This is a genomic window from Alsobacter sp. R-9, from assembly GCF_054612375.1.
Map to the genome: position 1 here is coordinate 61,861 of NZ_JBTSWJ010000006.1, position 20,115 is coordinate 81,975.

Annotated in this window: 20 protein-coding genes and 1 other RNA gene; 5 read left to right on the forward strand and 16 right to left on the reverse strand. The window is 69.8% G+C overall.

Annotated features, from left to right (window positions below):
* Nucleotides 1-2: 2 nt before the first annotated feature.
* From mraY to ACX9GQ_RS11425, 10 genes are all read right to left on the reverse strand, one after another.
* The gene (gene mraY, locus ACX9GQ_RS11380) at nt 3-1,106 is read right to left on the reverse strand and encodes a phospho-N-acetylmuramoyl-pentapeptide-transferase (protein WP_459629656.1); all 1,104 of its coding nucleotides are present in this window, start codon (nt 1,104-1,106) and stop codon (nt 3-5) included.
* Between the two features lie 16 nt (nt 1,107-1,122).
* Entirely contained in the window at nt 1,123-2,550 is a 1,428-nt protein-coding gene (locus tag ACX9GQ_RS11385) for a UDP-N-acetylmuramoylalanyl-D-glutamyl-2,6-diaminopimelate--D-alanyl-D-alanine ligase (protein ID WP_459629657.1), read from the reverse strand.
* Nucleotides 2,547-4,007 (reverse strand): UDP-N-acetylmuramoyl-L-alanyl-D-glutamate--2,6-diaminopimelate ligase, encoded by a 1,461-nt coding sequence (locus ACX9GQ_RS11390; protein WP_459629658.1) that lies wholly within the window; start codon nt 4,005-4,007, stop codon nt 2,547-2,549. Before ACX9GQ_RS11390 ends, ACX9GQ_RS11385 begins: the two co-directional genes overlap by 4 nt.
* Complete coding sequence (locus tag ACX9GQ_RS11395) at nt 4,004-5,782, reverse strand: peptidoglycan D,D-transpeptidase FtsI family protein (protein ID WP_459629659.1); 1,779 nt, start codon at nt 5,780-5,782, stop codon at nt 4,004-4,006. The genes ACX9GQ_RS11390 and ACX9GQ_RS11395 overlap by 4 nt, the downstream gene beginning before the upstream one ends.
* A gap of 7 nt (nt 5,783-5,789) precedes the next feature.
* The gene (ftsL, locus tag ACX9GQ_RS11400) at nt 5,790-6,203 is read right to left on the reverse strand and encodes a cell division protein FtsL (protein WP_459629660.1); all 414 of its coding nucleotides are present in this window, start codon (nt 6,201-6,203) and stop codon (nt 5,790-5,792) included.
* Complete coding sequence (gene rsmH / locus ACX9GQ_RS11405) at nt 6,203-7,198, reverse strand: 16S rRNA (cytosine(1402)-N(4))-methyltransferase RsmH (protein WP_459629661.1); 996 nt, start codon at nt 7,196-7,198, stop codon at nt 6,203-6,205. Before rsmH ends, ftsL begins: the two co-directional genes overlap by 1 nt.
* Nucleotides 7,195-7,674 (reverse strand): division/cell wall cluster transcriptional repressor MraZ, encoded by a 480-nt coding sequence (mraZ, locus tag ACX9GQ_RS11410; RefSeq protein WP_459629662.1) that lies wholly within the window; start codon nt 7,672-7,674, stop codon nt 7,195-7,197. Before mraZ ends, rsmH begins: the two co-directional genes overlap by 4 nt.
* Before the next feature lie 377 nt (nt 7,675-8,051).
* Nucleotides 8,052-8,436, reverse strand: an RNA gene (rnpB, locus tag ACX9GQ_RS11415) — RNase P RNA component class A.
* A gap of 64 nt (nt 8,437-8,500) precedes the next feature.
* Nucleotides 8,501-9,088, reverse strand: coding sequence for a lytic transglycosylase domain-containing protein (locus tag ACX9GQ_RS11420; RefSeq protein ID WP_459629663.1), 588 nt, complete (start codon nt 9,086-9,088; stop codon nt 8,501-8,503).
* 97 nt (nt 9,089-9,185) lie between these two features.
* Nucleotides 9,186-9,650: a lytic transglycosylase domain-containing protein gene (locus ACX9GQ_RS11425; RefSeq protein ID WP_459629664.1), complete on the reverse strand. Its 465-nt coding sequence runs from the start codon at nt 9,648-9,650 to the stop codon at nt 9,186-9,188.
* A gap of 332 nt (nt 9,651-9,982) precedes the next feature.
* On the opposite strand from ACX9GQ_RS11425, the gene ACX9GQ_RS11430 reads away from it, so the two are divergent.
* From ACX9GQ_RS11430 to ACX9GQ_RS11445, 4 genes are all read left to right on the forward strand, one after another.
* On the forward strand, nt 9,983-10,252 hold the full coding sequence (locus ACX9GQ_RS11430; RefSeq protein WP_459629665.1) for a bacteriocin: 270 nt from the start codon (nt 9,983-9,985) through the stop codon (nt 10,250-10,252).
* 83 nt (nt 10,253-10,335) lie between these two features.
* Nucleotides 10,336-11,046, forward strand: coding sequence for a TerB family tellurite resistance protein (locus tag ACX9GQ_RS11435; protein WP_459629878.1), 711 nt, complete (start codon nt 10,336-10,338; stop codon nt 11,044-11,046).
* Entirely contained in the window at nt 11,043-11,801 is a 759-nt protein-coding gene (locus ACX9GQ_RS11440) for an N-acetylmuramoyl-L-alanine amidase (RefSeq protein WP_459629666.1), read from the forward strand. The genes ACX9GQ_RS11435 and ACX9GQ_RS11440 overlap by 4 nt, the downstream gene beginning before the upstream one ends.
* 98 nt (nt 11,802-11,899) lie before the next feature.
* Nucleotides 11,900-12,361 (forward strand): DUF2852 domain-containing protein, encoded by a 462-nt coding sequence (locus tag ACX9GQ_RS11445; RefSeq protein ID WP_459629667.1) that lies wholly within the window; start codon nt 11,900-11,902, stop codon nt 12,359-12,361.
* A 15-nt stretch (nt 12,362-12,376) separates the two neighbouring features.
* Here the strand turns inward: ACX9GQ_RS11445 and metF are convergent, their stop codons facing one another.
* From metF to ACX9GQ_RS11475, 6 genes are all read right to left on the reverse strand, one after another.
* Nucleotides 12,377-13,285 (reverse strand): methylenetetrahydrofolate reductase [NAD(P)H], encoded by a 909-nt coding sequence (metF, locus tag ACX9GQ_RS11450; protein WP_459629668.1) that lies wholly within the window; start codon nt 13,283-13,285, stop codon nt 12,377-12,379.
* The gene (locus ACX9GQ_RS11455; RefSeq protein ID WP_459629669.1) at nt 13,285-14,295 is read right to left on the reverse strand and encodes an ArsR/SmtB family transcription factor; all 1,011 of its coding nucleotides are present in this window, start codon (nt 14,293-14,295) and stop codon (nt 13,285-13,287) included. Before ACX9GQ_RS11455 ends, metF begins: the two co-directional genes overlap by 1 nt.
* Nucleotides 14,296-14,370: 75 nt before the next feature.
* On the reverse strand, nt 14,371-15,246 hold the full coding sequence (locus tag ACX9GQ_RS11460; protein WP_459629670.1) for a DMT family transporter: 876 nt from the start codon (nt 15,244-15,246) through the stop codon (nt 14,371-14,373).
* A gap of 50 nt (nt 15,247-15,296) precedes the next feature.
* Nucleotides 15,297-16,007 carry a B3/B4 domain-containing protein gene (locus ACX9GQ_RS11465; protein WP_459629671.1) on the reverse strand — a complete coding sequence of 237 codons (711 nt, stop codon included), beginning with the start codon at nt 16,005-16,007 and terminating at the stop codon, nt 15,297-15,299.
* Between the two features lie 117 nt (nt 16,008-16,124).
* Nucleotides 16,125-17,615 (reverse strand): AMP nucleosidase, encoded by a 1,491-nt coding sequence (locus tag ACX9GQ_RS11470; RefSeq protein ID WP_459629672.1) that lies wholly within the window; start codon nt 17,613-17,615, stop codon nt 16,125-16,127.
* A 244-nt stretch (nt 17,616-17,859) separates the two neighbouring features.
* Entirely contained in the window at nt 17,860-18,063 is a 204-nt protein-coding gene (locus ACX9GQ_RS11475) for a cold-shock protein (protein WP_459629673.1), read from the reverse strand.
* 495 nt (nt 18,064-18,558) lie between these two features.
* On the opposite strand from ACX9GQ_RS11475, the gene ACX9GQ_RS11480 reads away from it, so the two are divergent.
* The gene (locus ACX9GQ_RS11480; protein ID WP_459629674.1) at nt 18,559-20,115 is read left to right on the forward strand and encodes a YadA family autotransporter adhesin; all 1,557 of its coding nucleotides are present in this window, start codon (nt 18,559-18,561) and stop codon (nt 20,113-20,115) included.

Here is a 20,115-nt window from a genome sequence, read left to right on the forward strand (position 1 = left end):
GCTCACCGCAGCTTCAGGGTGGCGAGGCCGAGCAGCGCCAGCACCACGGAGATGATCCAGAAGCGCACGACCACCTGCGGCTCCGACCAGCCGAGTTGCTCGAAGTGGTGGTGGATCGGCGCCATCCGGAAGACCCGCTTGCCGGTGAGCTTGAAGGACGTGACCTGGATGATGACCGAGAGGGCCTCCAGCACGAACAGGCCGCCGACGATGACGAGGACGATCTCGTGCTTTGTCGCGACCGCGATCGTGCCGAGCAGGCCGCCGAGCGCCAGCGATCCCGTGTCGCCCATGAAGATCTGGGCCGGCGGCGCATTGAACCACAGGAAGCCGAGCCCCGCCCCTATCAGCGCGCCGCAGACCACGGCGAGTTCGCCGGTGCCGGCGACGAAATGGATCTGCAGGTAGTTGGCGAAGAAGAAGTTGCCCGAGAGGTAGGCGATGAAGCCGAAGGTGCCGGCGGCGATCATCACCGGCACGATGGCGAGGCCGTCGAGCCCGTCCGTCAGGTTCACGGCGTTGCCCGCCGCCACGATGACGAAAGTGCCGAACACGATGAAGAACACGCCGACGTCGAGGAGCAGTTCCTTGAAGAAGGGGAAGGCCACGGCCGTTGCGAGGCGGGTGCTGCCGAAGCCGCCCATGTGCGGGATGACGTAGGCGATGAAGGCGCAGGCGCTGCCCGCGATGAGCGCCTCGAGCCCCAGCCGCGCCTTGCCCGAGAAGCCCTTGTGCGTCTGCTTCGTGACCTTGAGGTAGTCGTCGTAGAAGCCGATCGCGCCGAAGCCCAGCGTGACGAACATCACCGCCCACACATAGGGGTTGCGCAGGTTCGCCCACAGCAGCGTCGAGACGACGAGGCCCGAGAGGATCATCAGCCCGCCCATGGTGGGCGTGCCCTTCTTCGCGAGGTGCGACTGCGGGCCGTCGCTGCGGATCGGCTGGCCCTTGCCCTGCTTGATGCGCAGGCTGGCGATGATCCGTGGCCCGAAGAAGAACACGAAGAACAGCGCCGTCGCCGTCGCGCCCCCCGTCCGGAACGTGATGTAGCGGAAGACGTTCAGCGGCGTGAACGAGGCGGAGAAGTCGGAGAGCCAGTTGAGCATGGGCGTCCTCGCCGCGTCAGGCCGTAGCGGCGTAGCGGGTCTTGAGAGCGGTCACGATGATCGCAGTGCGACTGCCGTTTGATCCCTTCACGGTCACGGCGTCGCCCGGGCGCAGTCCCTTCAGCACATGCGGTTCGAGCTCGGCGGCGCTGGGCGCCCAGGCGCCGCGCTTCTCGACCGGCAGCGCCTGCCACAGGTGCTTCATCAGCGGCCCGGCGGCGAACACCACGTCGATGCGGTTGTCGATGATGGCCTGCGCAAGGCCCGCGTGCATGGCAGGCCCGTCGGGACCCAGTTCGAGCATGTCGCCGAGCACGGCGACGCGACGGCCCCGGAAGCCGACCGGCGCCTGCCCCAGCACGTCGAGCGCGGCACGCATCGAGGCGGGGTTGGCGTTGTAGCTCTCGTCGTAGAGGGCGATCTCGCCGCCGGGCACCATGACGCGAATCTGTTCGCCGCGCCCCGAGGGCGGCCGCACGTCGGCGAAAGCGAGGGCGGCCAGCGCGAGGTCCGCGCCGAGCGCTTCGACGACCGCCAGCACCGCGAGGCTGTTCAGGGCGACATGCCGGCCGGGGCTGCCGAGCTGGTAGGTCACCGGCGTTCCAAGAACGGTCGCCTCCACCACGGACATGTCGGGCCGCGTGACGAGCCGCGTCAGGCGCACGTCGGCATCCGCATGCTCCCCGAAGGTAAGGATGCGCCCGGCGGATGAGCGGCGGGCATGCCCCAGCATCCGTTCGAAGTGCGGGTTGTCACGGTTGATGACGGCCGTGCCGCCCTCGACGAGCCCGCCATAGATCGAGGCCTTCTCGTCGGCGATGGCCTCGACGCTGCCGAGGTTCTCCAGATGCACGGGCTCGACCGTGGTCACCACCGCGACATGGGGCCGGACCATCGCCACGAGGGGCGCGATCTCGCCGGCATTGTTCATGCCGATCTCGAAGACGCCGAAACGCGACGCCGCCGGCATCCGCGCGAGCGTCAGCGGCACGCCCCAGTGGTTGTTGTAGGAGGCGACCGATGCGTGCGTTGGGCCCTGCCGGGACAGGATGATCCGCAGCGCTTCCTTGGTGCCCGTCTTGCCCACCGAACCGGTCACGGCCACGACCTGCGCCGCCGTGCGGGCCCGGGCCGCGCGACCCAGCGCGACCATCGCGTCCAGCACGTCGGGAACAACGAGCAGCACACCTCGCCCCTGGAACTCTGCGGCACGGTCCGCCGCGACCACGGCCGCAGCCGCACCCTTCTCGAGGGCGGAGGCGACGAAGTCGTGCCCGTCCCGGCTGTCGCCGCGGATCGCGAAGAAGAGGTCGCCGGGCGCCAGCGTCCGGGTATCGATGGACACCCCGTTGACGGGGCCCAGCGGCCCGCCGGCAAGCGTGGCGCCCATGGCCGCGCGCAGGGCATCCGCAGTCCACAGGTCGGTGGCGGTCGGGCTCGTCATGCGGATTCCTCGGTGAGGGCGGCGGCCACGACGTCGTGGTCGGAGAACGGAAGCACCCGGTCGCCCACGATCTGGCCCGTTTCATGGCCTTTGCCGGCCACGACGAGAACATCCCCGGGCTTCAGCATGGCGACCCCGGCGCGAATGGCCTCGGCGCGGTCGCCGATCTCGATCGCCGCCGGGGCGGCCGCCATGATGGCGGCGCGGATCGACGCGGGATCTTCGCTGCGGGGATTGTCGTCCGTGACGATGGTGACGTCCGCCTTTTCCGCGGAGATGGCCCCCATCAGCGGGCGCTTGCCCCGGTCTCTGTCGCCGCCGCATCCGAAGACGCAGATAAGCCGCCCGGAACAGTAGGGCCGCAGGGCCTCGAGCACCTGCGCCAGCGCGTCCGGCTTGTGGGCGTAGTCGACGACCGCCAGGGCACCGTTGCGTTCGCCCACGCGCTCCAGCCGGCCCTTCACGCCACGCAGGCCTCCGAGCGCCGCGATCACGTCGGCCTCCCGCTCGCCGGCGGCGATGGCCTGGCCGGCAGCGACAAGCGCGTTCGAGGCCTGGAAATCGCCGGCCAGCGGCAGGTGGACCTCGTGCCTACCGGATGCTCCGTCGATCGTCAGCCTCTGCCCGAACCCGTCCCGGCTGAAGGACGCGAGGTGCAGATCTTTGCCGGCCCGGCCGACCGTGAAGGTCCGGATGCCGCGCCGTACCACGGCGTCCAGCACGGCAGGGGCGTGCTCAGCGTCGGCGTTGACGACGGCCACGGCCTCCGGTGGAAGCAGCGTATCGAAGAGGCGCAGCTTGGCCGCGAGGTACGCCTCCATCGTCGGGTGATAGTCCAGATGGTCGCGCCCGAGGTTGGTGAAGGCCGCAACCGCGAGGCGAACGCCGTCGAGGCGGCGCTGGTCGAGACCATGCGAGGACGCCTCCATCGCGAGGTGCGTGACGCCCTCCCCCGCAAGCCGGTCGAGCGTCTCGTGCAGCGTCACCGGATCGGGCGTCGTGAGCGAGCCGTAGACGGCGCCACCGGGGGCAACGACCCCGATGGTCCCCAGGCTGGCCGCCTGCCGGCCGCACGCGGTGAAGAGCTGGCGCGTGAAGTCGGCGACGGAGGTCTTGCCGCTCGTTCCGGTCACCGCGACGATCGTGCCGGGCTGGCGCGGGTAGACCGCGGCCGCCGCCAGCGCGAGCGCACGGCGCACGTCCGTCACCTGCACGTAGGGCACCGCAGCCGGCAGGTCCGCGGGGCGCAGCCCCTCCCCCACGATGGCGGCCGCGCCTGCGGCAGCGGCCTGAGCGGCAAAGGCGAGGCCGTCGGCGCGCGTGCCGGGCACGGCGAAGAAGACCGTCCCCGGCTTCACCTTTTGGCTGTCGGCCGCGACCGAACGCACGTCGACCTCGCCCGCCCCGCTCAGCGGGCCGGCGAAAAGATCGGGCGCGATCAGGTCGGCGAGCTTCATCGCGTGCCCCATGCTCCCGCGCGCGCCATCACGGGGAACGGCGCCGTCGGCGGATCGAAGCGGGGCGGCAGGCCGAGAAGCGGCGCGACGCGCTCGATGATCTTGCCGGTGGTGGCGCCGGCGTTCCACGCAGCCGTGGCAAAACCGAACGTCTCGGGCAGGCCCTGCGGCTCGTCGTAGAGCGTCAGGAAGAGGTACTTCGGCTTGTCGGCCGGGGCGATGGCCATGAAGGTCGTGAACAGCCGGTTCTTGGCATAGCGCCCGCCGATCACCTTCTCGGCCGTGCCGGTCTTTCCCCCGACGTAATAGCCGGGGATCGCGGCACGCCCGGCCGAGCCCTTCTCCGCGTTGAGGCGCATGACGTAGCGCAGCGCCTCGCTGGTCTCGGGCCGGATCACCCGGTGCCCCGCCTGCTTGGCCGCGTCGCCCTCGCGCTTGAGGAAGGTCGGCGTGATCCACGTTCCGCCGTTGACGAGCGCGCCGACCGCCGCGGTCGCCTGCAGCGGCGCCACCGCGATGCCGTGGCCGAAGGCGATGGTGATCGTGTTCAGCTCGCCCCACTTGGGCGGCAGGATCGGCTCGGCGGATTCCGGCAGCTCCGTGCGCATGCGGTCGAGCTGGCCGAGCTTCTTGAGGAATGCCTTGTGGCCTTCGACACCCACCGCCAGCGCCATGCGCGCCGATCCGATGTTCGACGAGTGGATGAAGATCTCCGGCACGGTCAGCACCCGGTTGGTGCCGTGGTAGTCGTTGATCTTGAACCGGCCGTAGCGCAGCGCTCCCCGCGTGTCGAAGCTGGAGTTGATGCCGACCTTGCCGGAGTCCAGCGCCATGGCGGTGGTGAGCGCCTTGAAGGTCGATCCCATCTCGAACACACCGACGGCCATGCGATTGATCCGGTTGGGATCGAGCGCGTCCGTCGGCACGTTGGGGTCGTAGTCGGGCAGCGACACCAGCGCCACCACCTCGCCCGTGTTCACGTCGAGGATCAGGCCTGCCGCGGCCTTGGCCTTGAACTTCTCCATGCCGTGCACGAGCTCGTCGCGCACGGCGTGCTGCACGCGCAGGTCGAGCGACAGCTGCACGGGCCTCATGTCGGAGGGATCGGTGGTCAGGCCGGCCATGTTGAGCGCGGCGAGCCCCTGTCCGTCGATGTACTTCTCGATCCCGGCGATGCCCTGGTTGTCGAGGTTCGTGAAGCCGAGGACGTGCGAAACGATGTTGCCGTTCGGGTAGACGCGCTTGTTCTCGGGCATGAAGCCGACGCCCGGCAGGCCGAGGCGGTGGACCTCCTGCTGCTGGCGCGGCGTGATCTCGCGCTTCACCCAAACGAAGCCGCGCTTCGACCCGAGCTTTTCGCGCAGCTCGCGCGCATCGAGGTCCGGCAGGACGGCCGTGAGCAACTCGACGGCCTCGTCCTTGTCGACGATGCGGCGCGGCTCGGCAAAGACCGAGACGGTCTTGACGTCGGTCGCCAGCACCACGCCGTTGCGGTCGACGATGTCGGGCCGCGCGCCGGAGGTTTCGTTGACCGCCGCGCGGTAGGCCGTCGGCGGATCGGGCCGCAGGCCGAGCTGCACCAGCCGCGCGCCGATCGCGACGTAGATGCAGGTGAAGGCGAAGGCGACGAGGAATACGCGGTGCCCGCTCTTGTCGAGCCGCATCCGGAACAGGTCCGAGACGAGCCCCCACAACCGGCGCGAGAGGCCACGCTTCGGCGCGGCCTCGTCGCTGGCGGCAGGTGCGGGTGACGGGTCGTCGTGGGTCTGCGTCATCCGGGCCTCAGGGCTTTCGTCCGGGCGTGGTCGTGCCGGTGATGAGCGGGCGCCCGTCGGGTGCCTTGCTCGACGTGGGCGTATTGGTCGGCGCGGCGAGCCCGAGCGCCTCGAGCTTGGCGCCGATGGCGTCCGCCTGAGCCGGGCGCGGCGGGATTTCCGACCAGCGCACCGCCTGCGTCACCGCCGCCGGCGCGAGATCCGGCAGATGCTTGTCCGCCAGCATCTGGACACGATCGGGGCGGTTGACGAACTGCCACTCGGCGCGCAGCACCGCGATCGCCTCCTTCTCGCGGGCGATGCGCGTCTTGAGCTTCGCGACCTGCTCGGAGAGGTAGAGCGTGTCGTACTTGATCCGGTAGGCGTAGAGCGCGGAGCCGATCAAGGCAGCGATGGCGAGGATGTGCAGGAGGCGGCGCATCAGCGGCCTCCCCGGGCGGGCCGCGCCGGCGCGTCCGTGCGCTCCGCGGCCCTGAGCTTGGCGGAACGCGCGCGGGGATTGGCGGTGCATTCGGCCGGCCCGGCGACAACGGGCTTGCGCGTGACGGGAGCGAAGGTCGATGCCTCGCGCGCGGCAGCCGGCGCATGGCGCGAGGGCGCCGCGTCGCGGCCGCTGCGTTCCTGGAGGAACTGCTTCACGATGCGGTCCTCCAGCGAGTGGAAGGTCACGACCACGAGGCGTCCGCCGGGCTTGAGGATCCGCTCGGCCGCCTCGAGCGCGCGCTCCAGCTCGCCGAGTTCGTCGTTAACGGCGATCCGCAGCGCCTGAAAGGTCCGCGTCGCGGGGTGGATGTCGCCCGGCGCGGACCGCACGACCGATGCGACGATCTCGGCCAGCCTCCGCGTGGTGGTAATCGGCGCCTCGCGGCGCGCCGCCACGATGGCGCGCGCCACGGCGCGCGAGCGCCGTTCCTCGCCGTACTTGTAGATCAGGTCGGCGAGCGCGCCCTCGGCCATGCCGTTGACGAGATCCGCCGCGCTCTCGCCGGCCTGCTCCATGCGCATGTCGAGCGGCCCGTCATGGCGGAAGGAGAAGCCGCGGTCGGCCTCGTCCAGTTGCATAGACGACACGCCGATGTCGAGCACGACGCCGTCGAGAGGCGCGAGTCCCGCTTCGGCAGCGATCCGGTCGAGGTCGCCGAAGCGGCCTTTCACGAGCGCCAGCCGGCCAGCGGCCTCGGCCACGAGATCGGCGCCGCCGGCGATTGCATCGGGGTCGCGATCGATGGCGACGACGCGGACGTCCGGCGCGGCGCCCAGGATGCCCCGGGTGTAGCCGCCGGCGCCGAACGTGCCGTCGCAATAGGTGCCGCCCGAACCGACGGACAAAGCCTCCAGCACCTCCCGAAGCAGAACGGGAACGTGACGGGCCGGTCCGCCAGCGGCGTCGGTGTCCCGACCGCCGCGACCCGTCATCGTTCCCGTGCTCCGGAAGGAATCCCCGGCCGCAATGCCCCGAGGTCCTTCTTGAGATCCTTCACCTTCCGTCTGGCCTCGTCGAGATGACGTTGGAAGGCTCCGGGCTCCCAGATCTGAAACTTGTGCCCCAGTCCCACGAAGGTGACGGCGTCGCCGATGCCGGCGTGGGCCTTCAGCGTCTCCGTCAGGCCGACACGGCCCTCCGGATCCACCTTCAGCACCTCGCTGATGCCGTAAAGCGCCGTCGAGAAATGGTCCCGTTCGTCCGAGAAGGGCGGGAGCTGGCCGATCAGGGTGTCGATCTCCGCCAGAAGCCCGTTGCCCCCCGCATCGAGGGCCTGCGCTTCCAGCGAGGGATGGACATAGAGCCCCTCGAACCCGTCGCGCGCCAGCACCGCGCGAAAGGACGCCGGGATCGACACGCGACCCTTCGCGTCCAGTCGGTTGGTAAAGCTGGACACGAACCGGTCCATGAACCCCCGAACCCGCCCTGCACTCGCCCCCGGTCTGGGGGACCACCGCGACACACCCGCCCGGGAACCACGGCGCGAGCGACCTCGTGCCGGCAGGGCCTCCCTGCCGCCATGGGACGAACGCCTCGCGCTCCAGTACTCGAAACGGGATGGCTTGGGATAGCATGGGATCACATGGGCGTCAAACCGCACAGCCTGGGCACACCCCGGCCGCGACGCGCTTGTCGGCGCGTGGGAGCCATCACATCCCGTTAACCTTAAGAAAGCGTTGATTCCGCATCCGTGTCTTAACGGACGGGTCACAGGTCCCTTCCGGAACGACGAAGGGCGGACCCGCGGCCGCAGCCATCGGATCCGCCCGTCGACATCGTCGAAGAAGCACCAGCCGGCCTGTAAGCCGGGTTCTGTAGGGCCGCGCGCCGAGGCGCGCGACGTGGCGGCCATTCCTCTGGGACGGCCGTTGCCGGCCGCCTCGAGCAACCAACCCGGGCGAAGGCCGGAGACGGCCCTGCGGCGGTTTCCCGCCGCGCTCGCCCCTATTCGGTTTTGCTCCCGGTGGGGTTTGCCGTGCCGCTCCCGTTGCCGGTCGCGCGGTGCGCTCTTACCGCACCCTTTCACCCTCACCCGCCCCGGAGGGCGGGCAGTCTGCTTTCTGTGGCACTGTCCCTGGGGTCACCCCCGCCGGACGTTATCCGGCACCGTGTCTCCGTGGAGCCCGGACTTTCCTCGATCCCGAAGGATCGCGGCCGCCCGGCCGGCTGGCGGGGCAGCCATAGGCCAATTCGCCGGGCAAGGGAACAGGAGGCCGACGGGATCCCCCGGGGCGTCAGTTGCTCGCCATGATGGTGCGCGCCTTCGCGCAGTACGCCCGGTTGGCCTTGTTGGCCCGCGTGGCGTAGTGGCCGCTCTGGTACCGCATCAGGGTCGTGCAGGTGTCGCCGCCGGACATCCGGTACGCCTGCGCCAGGTAGATCATTCCGTACTTGACGTTCGTCTCGGGGTTCATCAGCCCCCCGGCGCCGCCCTGGTAGCCCAGTCCGCGCGCGGTCTGCGGCTTGATCTGCATGAGGCCCACCGCTCCGCCGTTGCGGGCGGACGGATTGTAGCGGCTCTCGATGCGCACCACGGCGTCGGCGAGCGCCACCGGGATGCCCTGCGCGGCCGCATGCTTCGCGATCAGGCCACGGACCGCGCCACGGCGTTCCCCGTCGAAGCGCAGCCCCGCCTCGCCTGCTTTAGCTGCCGGGGCGGCGATGCTCGCCGTCGTGGCGGTATCGGCCTTCGCCGCCGGCGCTGCGCCGGAGAGGTGCCAGTTGAACTGGTTCGGTTCGACTTCCGCCTTCGCCTGGGCGCAGAGCGCCGCAGAGGCCGCGAGGCCGGCAAGGCAGGCCTTCACCGTACGGTGTGTGGTCATCTGTATCTCCCGATTTCTCGTGAGGGCGTCTTCACCGAGACGCAGTCAACCCGCCCGGAGCGCTCGCGCGGTCCGGTGCGGAGGGGGAAGCGGCCTCTCAACGGGCCGCGGCGAGCTGGGTGCGCACCTTGGCGCAGTACTGGCCGGCGGCCCGCGTCATGCGTCGGGCGCCGTGGCCGGCCTGGTACTTGAGGACCGTGAGGCAGGTGTCGCCTCCGGCCAGCCTGTAGGCCTGTCCGAGGTAACGGATGCCGTAGGCGAGGTTGGTGTCAGGGTCGTAGAGGCCGTCGAAGCCGCCGGAGTAGCCCATGCGGCGCGCCGTGCCGTAGCTGATCTGGGTGAGGCCGACGTTCACCCCGTTTCGGGCGCGCGGGTTGTCGCGGCTTTCGATCCGCACCACCGCACGGGCCAGGGCCGGCGGGACCCCGTGCTTCTGCGCATGGCGCTCGATGAGGTCGGCGTAACCGCCGGAGCGCGCCTTGGCGTTTTCACCGGCAACGGCGCTACCCGTCACCATCACGCCCGCCACGGCAAGCGCGATCATCCAGTCCTGACCAGTCATCGACCTGACCCCGTCCGTATACTATTGTCGAACGTCCAGGCCCCTCACAGACGATCGTTTGTCGTGACCCTAGCGCGAAATGAGGCCAAGATGTGGCACCGTCAGAAGTTCCCGATCTTCATACCATCATCTGAGCCTTTAGCCTCAAGTAACGGAACGTCAGTTATATTTTTCAGATAATTCGATGGCAGCCTCGCCAGAAGTACAAATTGATTTCTATACATTCAACTGAAGCAGATGCTGCGCGCCCAAGTTGGCGTTTGCGACCGGGCAATCTGCGGGTAGTATCGTGCCCGGAAAGCGGGCATGGGGCCCGGAATCGCGAGGCAATGATGAAAAAGGTTGTTGCGGTTTGTGCAGTGGCGCTCTCGCTGGCGGCGTGCTCCGGCACGGGCAGCGTGCAGGGCGACCGGGCCCTGACCGGTGCTGCGATCGGCGGTGCCGGCGGCGCGCTGATCGGTGGCCTTGCCTCGAACTCCGTGGGCGGCGCCGTGGCGGGTGGCGTGATCGGTGCGGCCGGCGGCGCCATCATCGGTGCTGCGACGGCGCCGAAGCCGAAGTGCTATTACGACAACCAGGGCCGGCGCTATTGCCGCCGCTGATCGGCTCCTTCAAGATGGGCGTCGCGCCGGCCTCTGGGCCGGCGCCGTCGTTTTGAGGGCCTCGGGAGTACGCATTGTCCGGCATGTGGGGAAAGATCGGCGGAGCAGGCCTCGGCTTCGCCATCGGCGGGCCGATCGGCGCCCTGCTGGGGGCCGTCGCCGGACACTATGTCATCGACAGCGAGAGCGGACTGTTCGGAGACGACCGCGAGGCGGTGTTCACGACCGGCCTGATCGCCCTGTCCGCGAAGATGGCCAAGGCGGACGGCGTCGTCACACGCGATGAGCAGGTCGCGTTCCGCCAGATCGTCAAGGTCCCGCCGAGCGAGGAGATCCGGATCGAGCGACTCTTTGCGCTCGCCAAGGAAACCTCCGCCGGCTTCGAGGCCTACGCCCAGCAGATCGCGGACCGCTTCGGCGACAGTCGCGAACTGCTCGAGGACGTCCTCGACGGCCTTTTCCACATCGCCAAGGCGGACGGAGCCGTGCACGAGGCCGAGCGGCGCTACCTCGCCCGTGTCGCCGCGATCTTCGGTTTCTCCGAGAGCGACTATGCCCGCATCGAAGCACGCCACGTCCGCATCAAGGACGACCCGTGGGTCATCCTCGGGGTCGAGCGCGACTGGGACGACGCGCGGCTCAAGGCCCACTGGCGCAGGCTCGTGGCGGAGAACCACCCGGACCGCCAGATTGCCCTGGGCCTCCCGCCAGAGGCCATCGCCATCGCCAACGCCCGGCTGTCGGCCATCAACGCCGCCTGGGACCGGATCGTGAAGGAGCGCGGGATCCGGTGAACGCGCTGGCCCCCGACAGCCCACTCGTCACCAAGGTCCTTCCCTCGCCCAACCAGAACGAGCGGCGGGACGGCCGGCGGCCGGACATGATCGTCCTGCACTACACAGGCATGGTCGATGCCGCCTCCGCCGTTCAGCGCCTCACCAACCCCTTGGCCGAAGTGTCGTCCCACTACCTCGTGTTCGAGGACGGCCGCATCTTCCAGCTGGTCTCCGAGGCGGCGCGCGCGTGGCACGCGGGGGTATCCATCTGGGCCGGAGAACGGGACCTCAACTCGAGCTCGATCGGCATCGAGATCGTCAATCCCGGCCACGACGGCGGATATCCGGACTATCCCGCGGTGCAGGTCGACGCCGTATCGGCGCTGTGCCGGGACATCGCGGAACGGCACCGGATCCCGGCCGTCCGCATCCTTGCCCACTCCGACATCGCGCCGCTGCGCAAGGCCGATCCCGGCGAGAAGTTTCCCTGGCACCGCCTCGCGGCGGACGGCGTGGGACACTGGGTGCCACCGGCGGCCGCCTCCGAAGGGCGGTCCTTCGCCCGCGGTGACGAGGGGCAGCCGATCCAGGCGCTGCAGGCCCTGCTGCGGATGTACGGCTACGGCATCGAGATCACCGGCGTCTTCGATGACCTGACCGAGGCGGTGGTGACGGCGTTCCAGAGGCACTTCCGCCCGGCGCGCGTCGACGGCATTGCGGACGCCTCCACGCTGGCGACGCTGCGCGATCTTCTCGCCGCCCGGCCGGTCTGAACGGACCGTTCCGCAGACGGCCCGTCTTGCGCTCGCCTCAATCGTCTCCCATCTGCCGGTCTCGGCCGACGGACCACCGGCCGCAGAGGATGTGACCCATGAACCCGCAGCAGGCCTCTCCCCCTCCCCCCGCCAATGGTGCGCCGTTCGGCTGGCGATGGAAGCCGGTCGACATCGTCGTGCTGGTGATCGCGTTCGCCGTGTGGTGGCCGGCAGGCCTCGCCGTCCTCGTGTGGAAGCTCTGGAACGACCGCCAGCCGGTGCCGACCGACCTCGCCGACGTGTTGCAGACGGCAGCGCAGCGGCTACAGGCCGGGTTCGACTCGCTTGTGGCGGCATTCTCCGCGCCGTCAGCGGCGCGGCCGGCGGCCGGGGCTCCGGCGCCCACCGGCAACGCGGCCTTCGATGCGCACGTCCGCGAGGAGTGGGGCCGCATCGAGGCGCAGCGTCGCGCGCTCCAGGAGGAGGTCGACGCGTTTCGCGCCCACCTTGCCGAGGAGCGCGCCGACGACCGGGACGTGTACGAGCGCTTCCGCGCACGCCGCACCGGCCGGCACTGACCTGGGCAGAGCCGCTCAGGCGGCTTCGAGCGCCGGCTCGGGCCTGAGCCCGAGCAGATGGCAGATCGCGTACACGAGGTCGGCGCGGTTCATCGTGTAGAAGTGGAAGTCACGGATCCCGCGGTCGAGAAGGTCGATGACCTGCTCGGCCGCGACCGCGGCGGCGATGAGCCGGCGCGTTGCGGGATCCTCGTCGAGGTTCTCGAAGCGCTCGGCGAGCCAGGCCGGGATGCTCGCGCCGCACCGCCGCGCGAAGCCGGCCGTCTGCCGGAAATTCTGCACCGGGACGATGCCCGGGACGATCGGGATGTCGATCCCGCGCGAGCGCGCCCGGTCGAGGAAGCTGAAATAGACATCGTTGTCGAAGAAGAACTGCGTGATGGCGCGGGTGGCTCCCGCGTCGATCTTCGCCTGCAGGACGTCGAGGTCGTGCTCGAAGGACGGGCTCTCCGGGTGCTTCTCGGGGTAGGCCGAGACGGACACCTCGAAGTCGCCCGCGGACCTGATGCCCCGCACGAGATCGGCGGTGGAGCGATACCCCTGCGGATGCGACTCGTAGGGCTCGCCGACCCCGCCGGGCGGGTCGCCGCGCAGGGCCACGATGTGGCGGACACCCGCCTCCCGGAACCCCTCCAGCACGTTGGCGATCTCATGCCGGCTTGCCGCCACGCAGGTGAGGTGCGCGGCAGGCTTCAGGGGTGTCTCCCGCACGATCCGCGCGACGGTCGCCTGCGTGCGCTCCCGCGTCGATCCTCCCGCGCCATAGGTCACCGACACGAAGTCCGGATGCAGCGGCGCCAGCCGGGCGATGGAGTCCCACAACGTCGCCTCCGCATCGTCGGTCTTCGGCGGGAAGAACTCGAACGACACGCGGATCGACCGCGGCCCTGCACGCCGGCTCAGGCGGACGGGAGAGGGAGACATCAGGCAACCTCCTTGGACGAGGGCGCGGAGCCCTGCGAGGCGGGACGGCGATCGCGCCCGACCCAGAACGAGACGGCCAGCCGGTCCTTCGCCGGGGCCGGCAGGACGCGGTGGTCGGCGGGCTCGAGCCCCGCATCGCGGAACCAGCCCGTCACCTGCTCGCGCTCGAAGCCGAGGCGGCGGTGGGCGTGCTCCTCGCGCAGGAACTCGAGGGCGTGCGGCGCGAAGTCCACGACGAGCAGCCTGCCGCCCGGAGCGAGCGTCGCCGCCGCCTCGCGCAGGGCGCGGGCCGGGTCGTCGAGGAAGTGCAGGACCTGGTGCAGGATGACGATGTCGAATCCGTCCCGCTCGACCGGCGGCGCGTAGACGTCGCCCTGCCGGAGTTCGACGCGGCGCAGCCCCGCCGCGGCGAGGTTGGCGCGCGCGACGGCCAGCATCGCATGGTTGCTGTCGACGCCCACGACACGCCGCGCGAGCGGTGCGAGGAGAGCCAGCATCCGGCCCGTGCCGGTCCCGAGGTCGAGCAGGGCGTCGACGATGCCGGGGCCGAGGATGTCGAGGATCTGTGCCTCGACGTCCGCATCCGCGGCGTGCAGGGAGCGGATGCGGTCCCAGTCGGCCGCGTGCCGGTTGAAATAGGCCTGCGCGGCCTCGGCACGAGCGGCCCGGACTGCGCCGAGCCTCGCCCTGTCGGCCGCAAGCACGCCGTCCAGCGGGTCGAGGCGCTGCGCGACGAGCCGCGCCAGTTGCCCCGCAGGGCCGCGCTCGGCGATCCTGAAGAAGGCCCAGGAACCTTCGCGATGCCGCTCGATCAGACCCGCGTCGGCGAGCAGCTTGAGGTGCCGCGAGATCCGCGGCTGCGACTGGCCGAGGATCTCGGTCAGGTCGGAGACGTTCAACTCGCCGTCGGCCAGCAAGGCCAGAACGCGCAGGCGCGTCTCCTCACCCGCTGCCCGCAGGCTCGTGACGAGGTCGTCCAGGGACACGCGCTCGGGGGCCGCGGCTGACATGATCGACTCCACCGTCGGCGGGGCCGACATAAAGATATCTTTATGTCGGCAAATCGATCTTGGCAACCCCTCCCGTCAGTTCCTGGCCACGCGGGCCCTCCTGCCCACCAGCACGACGCCGCAGACCGCGATGGCAGCCAGCCAGGTTGGCCAGTCCACGCTCTCCCCCGCGATCCACGCCGCGATGCCGAACGTGACGAAGGTCTGCAGCAGCTGCACCTGCGAGACCCGCGAAACACCGCCCATCGCGAGGCCGGCGTTCCACGCGAAAAACCCGAGGTACTGGCTGAACACGCCGAGGTAGGCGAAGGCCGCCCACGCGGCCGGCGGCACGGCCCACGGGTCGCCGGGAGCCGTCCACCATGCGACGGGGACGGACAGAGGCAGCGCCAGCACGCAGGCCCACGAGATCACCTCCCACCCCGGCATGCGGTGCGACAGGTCCGCCGACAGGACGTAGCCGACGGAGGCGCTGGCGATGGCCCCCAGCAGCAGCAGATCTCCCGCCTGCACGTGGCCGCCCCCGTCGCGGAGCGAGAACACGACGATGATCGCGGCGCCCGCCACAGCCGCCGCCCAGAACGCGGGCGATGGGCGCTCGCGCAGAATGATCGTGCCGACCACCGCCGTGGCGAGCGGCATCACGCCGATGACGACAGCACCGTGGGAGGCCGGCACGGTCTTCATCGCGAAGCCGCTGAACGTGGGAAAGCCACCGACGAGCAGCAGCGAGGCGGCGGCGAGGCGTGGCCACTGCTGCGCCGTGGGCAGCGGCCGCCGAAGCACGGCAAGAACGACCACCGCGATCACTCCCGCCAATGCGGCACGGCCGGCAGTCAGGAACACCGGATCGAGGAAGGGAACGGCGATGCGGGTCATCGGCAGCGTGGCGCCGAAGATCACCACGCCGACGAAGCCGAGGAGGAGGCCCAGCGTCTCGCGCGACCGCATGAATGGCGTCTCCGGAGCGGAAAGGGCGGGGCGGGAGGAGAGAGGCGCGTTCAGATCGTGACGCGCGGCCGGGAGGCGTCCGCGACGACGACACGGCAGCGCGCGCCGCAGTAACGGTCCAGCAGCGCCACGAGGTCGGCCGCGGCGGCCTCGACGTCACCGACGCCGTTGCCCTGCAGGGTCACCAAGGCCCGTCGGGTCTGAGGCGTGATGATGCTGCGGGCGTCCTGCCGCCAGTTCCAGCGGCGGCACAGCACCTTCGCGTCGTCGGCGTACACGACCTCGCCGGGCTTGGGCGGATCGTTGGGATCCTCACCCTCCTCGGCCGCCATGTCGATGAAGCTGTCCCCTTCGCGGGAGAACCGGAAGGCGAGGCCGCCTTCCACCTTGTCGAGATCATCCGCGCCCACGCAAAGCACATGGCCGAGGGACACGGCGTTGTAGGCATCGACGAAGGCGTTGATCCGCGGCAGCCCGCGGTCGGCGATCACGTTCTTCACCAGCCGCTCGACCGAGCAGCGATAGCTCGTCTTCTTGATCCCGAACGCCCGGTACGCCGCCCGCCAAGCCGCGATGCCGGGAACGGCCGAGAGCTCGGCTCCGGCCCAAACGGACCGGCAAGCGCCTTCGCGGGCCGTCACCTCGGCGTCGAGCGGAGCCGGACGTTCGGCCGGGATGGCGAGATCCTCGGCGACGACGACGGCGACGCGGAAATGGGGGAAGGCGACGACGAGCTCTTCGATGGTAAGGGAGACGGGCATGGCGGGGTCCGAAGTGGTGCCGGGAGCGTCACCAATTCGGCCAGCATGTCAATCGCGCGAGGGTCCGTGTTCTCGCCGGCGGCCGGCGCGAGAGGCCGGTCGTATCCTCGGCTCCCATCACCGGAACGGCGGCTCGTCGAAGCTCCGCAGCTTGCGCGAATGCAGCCCCTCGCGCTGGCTTCTGAGCAGGTCGAGCGCGGCGAGGCCGATCTTGAGATGCTCGCCCACCGCGCGCTCGTAGAAGGCATTGGCCGCGCCCGGCAGCTTGATCTCGCCGTGCAGCGGCTTGTCCGAGACGCACAGGAGCGTGCCGTAAGGCACCCGCAGCCGGAACCCCTGCGCCGCGATGGTGCCGCTCTCCATGTCGACGGCGATGGCGCGCGAGAGGTTGATCCGCTTGCGCTCCTGCGTCCACCGCAGCTCCCAGTTGCGGTCGTCGTTGGTGACGACCGTGCCGGTGCGCAGCCGCCGCTTCAGCGCCTCGCCCCTGTCGCCCGTGACCTGCGCGGCGGCCTCCTGCAGCGCCACCTGCACTTCGGCGAGCGCCGGGATCGGCACGTCCGTCGGCACGAGGCTGTCGAGGATGCGGTCCTGCCGCAGGTACCCGTGCGCCAGCACGTAGTCGCCGATGACCTGCGACTGCCGCAGCCCGCCGCAGTGGCCCACCATGAGCCACGCTTGCGGGCGCAGCACGGCGAGGTGGTCGGTGATGTTCTTGGCGTTGGAGGGGCCGACGCCGATGTTGACCAGCGTCACCCCGCGCCCGCCGGGCGCCGTGAGGTGGTAGGCCGGCATCTGGAAACGGTGCCAGGGCGCCGCCGCGAGAATCGCCTCGATCGCCTCCGGGTCCATGCCGCGCACGATGCGGCCTCCGCCCGGCAGCACCAGGGCGTCGAACGGCGTCTGCGGATCGGCGAGTTGCGCGACGCCCCAGCGCAGGAACTGGTCGACATAGCGGTGGTAGTTGGTGAGCAGGATCCACGGCTGAACGCTGCGCCAGTCCGTGCCGGTGTAGTGCACGAGGCGCCGCAGCGAGTAGTCCACCCGCACCGCGTCGAACAGGGCAAGGGGACGCGGTCCCGCTTCCTCGATCTCGAACGTGCCGTCTGCGATCTCGTCGCCCACGGCGGCGAGGAGCGGCGTGGGAAAGTGGACGGCGAGCTCGGCCGCCGTCACCGTGCCGCGGCCGAGTTCGTCCCCGCGTTCGAAGACGTAGGGGTACGGAATCTCCTGCCGGCCGACTCCGACCTCCACCGTCGCGCCGAAGTCCGCGATCAGCGGCCCGAGCTGCTCGAGCAGGTAGGCCTGGAACGCGCGCGGCTGCGTGACGGTGGTCGTGTAGCGGCCGGGCACGGAGAACTTCGCATAGGCCCGCCGGTTCGTCGGCGGCACACCCTCGGGCGCATAGGTGAGCGTCAGTTCGGGATAGCGGAAGAGCGCCCGCTCCTGCGGGCTGGGCGGCACGCCGGTCTCTAGGAAGCGGTCCACCGCCGCTCGCAGCGCCCCGGTCGCCATGGTGTAGAGGCGGTCGAGCTCGGCCACCGTCTCCTGTGGGGTGGAGACCCGCACGCTGGCGTTCGGACCGGCAAGTTCGGGGGGAAGGGACACGGCAACCTCCATGGTTGCCGCCCCTTTCACCACGCCCACGCGGCGAGGACAACGACTTTCCGACCGCCGCCCGGGAGCCTCGCGGTTGCCGATGACAAAACCGCCTCCCGCCCCCCGGCGCGGCGCAAACATCGCCGCGGCCGGTGACGCAGGGCCCATCGCGATGGACGGGCCGGCAGGGCGAACGGCATGAAAAAGGCGCCGGGCCCTGCCCGGCGCCTCGCTCAACGCGCGACGGGTGGCGTCAGGCGACCTGGAGGTTCACTGCGGCGGTCTTGCCGCGCTCCGTCTTCAGTTCGAAACGGATCTTCTGGCCTTCATTGAGGCTCCGCAGGCCGGCCGCTTCCAGCGCCGTGATGTGGACGAACACGTCCCGACCGCCGTTCGACGGCTGGATGAAGCCGTAGCCGCGCTCCGCCGAGAACCATTTCACCGTACCTTCCAGCATGGAAGCATTTCCTCTTGAACCAAGCCTCGTCCCGCCCTTCGCGAGCGGACAATCACACGTCGCGGTCCGCGTCGTCCGGCCCGCAACACATCGTCACGGCGCCACCGAGCGTTCCCGGATTGCTCTGCGAGTGAACACACCTCGGACGATGAGGTCAAGATTTATACGATCGCTTTCAAGAATAGCTTGAGCGAAGCAGTAAGAGAAAACGCACATAAACATGGTCACCGACGCCCGATACAATCTTATGCTTGCGATGACTTGAGCTTGAGCGAGCAATCCCCGACTGGATTTTCACGCGAGCCAAACGACCGGGTCCCGGGACAGCCAGCGCCGACTGCGATCGAATTCGGCTCAGGATCAAGAAAAATTCTACTTGTGATAGTATAGAAACATATATGCAACCAGTTAAGGATATTTTAACCATAATCTATTTGACGAATATTATAAACGGAAACACGTTGATCGGATCAGTTCTTGATTCGGAGACCTCCAGTGGCGAGATTCATCCATCACGAGATGACGGGACACGGGCGATCCAGGCGCCTTCTGGCGAGCGTGGCGGTCGTCGTGCTTGGTTGCGCGGCATCGGGCGAAGCCTGGGCGCAGGTGGCCATGCCGGGCACGGCAACGGCGGGCATCAATACCGACACGGCCTATGGTGATGGTGCGACGGCCACCGGCGGACAATCGACCGCCATCGGCGCAGGCGCCGATGCCTCCGGCGGCAACGCAACCACGGCGGTGGGCCAGGTGGCCAAGGCGACAGGGCAGAACTCCTCTGCCTTCGGTCAGGGGGCAAAGGCGTCGGACGACACCGGCAGCAAGTTCTACCAATCGGGCGGACGCGTCGACTCAGCCACCGCCGTCGGTGCGCAGGCTGAGGCGACGGCGGACGCGGCGACGGCGCTGGGCCATGCGGCGAAGGCGAGCGGTGCCCTGTCGACCGCACTGGGGCAATCCTCGCAGGCCAGCGGCGTCAACGCCCTCGCAGCCGGTGTCACGGCCAATGCGGCTGGCGACAACTCGGTCTCGCTGGGACAGGCGTCGAGAACCTCGGAGGGGGCCTTCCAGTCCGTGGCCATCGGAGGCTTCAGCTCGGCGGAGGCTGGCCGCAGTATCGCCATCGGCCTTGGGGCTCGGACGACGACGACAAACGCGGTGGCAGTCGGCACATTGGCCGCTGGTGGCGAGGGGTCGGTTGTCCTGGGCGGACTAGCAACCGGGACCTTCAACACGACGACGAACCGCTGGGACCCGACGCTTTCGGCAGGGACCGATGGCACCGTCATCGGCCAGGGTGCGTCAGCCCTCGGCGAGGGCGCGACGTCCCTCGGGCGGTCCGCCACTGCAGACGGCGCGGGCTCCGTTGCGATCGGCCAGGGCGCGGCGGCCACGTTCGAGAACCAGGTCGCGATCGGCCGGCATGCGACGGGCGGCGAAGGGTCCGTGGTGATCGGCGGTCTCGCGACGGCCGGCGCGACCTCGGCCGGCTCTCAGGCCACTGTCGTCGGCCTCGGCGCGTCGGCTCTCGGCGTCGGTTCCGTCGCCCTGGGTCAGGGTGCGAACGCCAGCGCCGCCAACTCCGTCGCCCTCGGCGCGGGGTCTGAGGCCACGCAGGCCAACACCGTGTCCGTCGGCAAGGCCGGCGCCGAACGGCGGATCACCAACGTGGCCGCCGGTCAGGCCCCGACGGACGCCGTCAACGTCAGCCAGCTACGGGATGCCGTCGGCGACGTCACCAACATCACCAACCAGGTCACGAACATCCAGAACCAGGTGAACGGCCTGAACAACCGCATCACGAACGTGCAGCGCGAGTCACGCCGCGGCGTCGCGGCTGCAGCAGCGATCGCGGCCGTCACGATGCCCACCACACCTGGCAACTTCAACGTGTCGGGCAATGTCGCCACCTTCAACGGCGAGTACGGCCTCGGCGCCTCTGTCGCCTATCGCCTGCCGACGTCGCGCCCGATGGCCATCCACGGGGCCGTCGCGACGGCCGGAGGGCAGGAAACCGTCGGACGCGTGGGCGTGAGCTTCGAGTTCTGA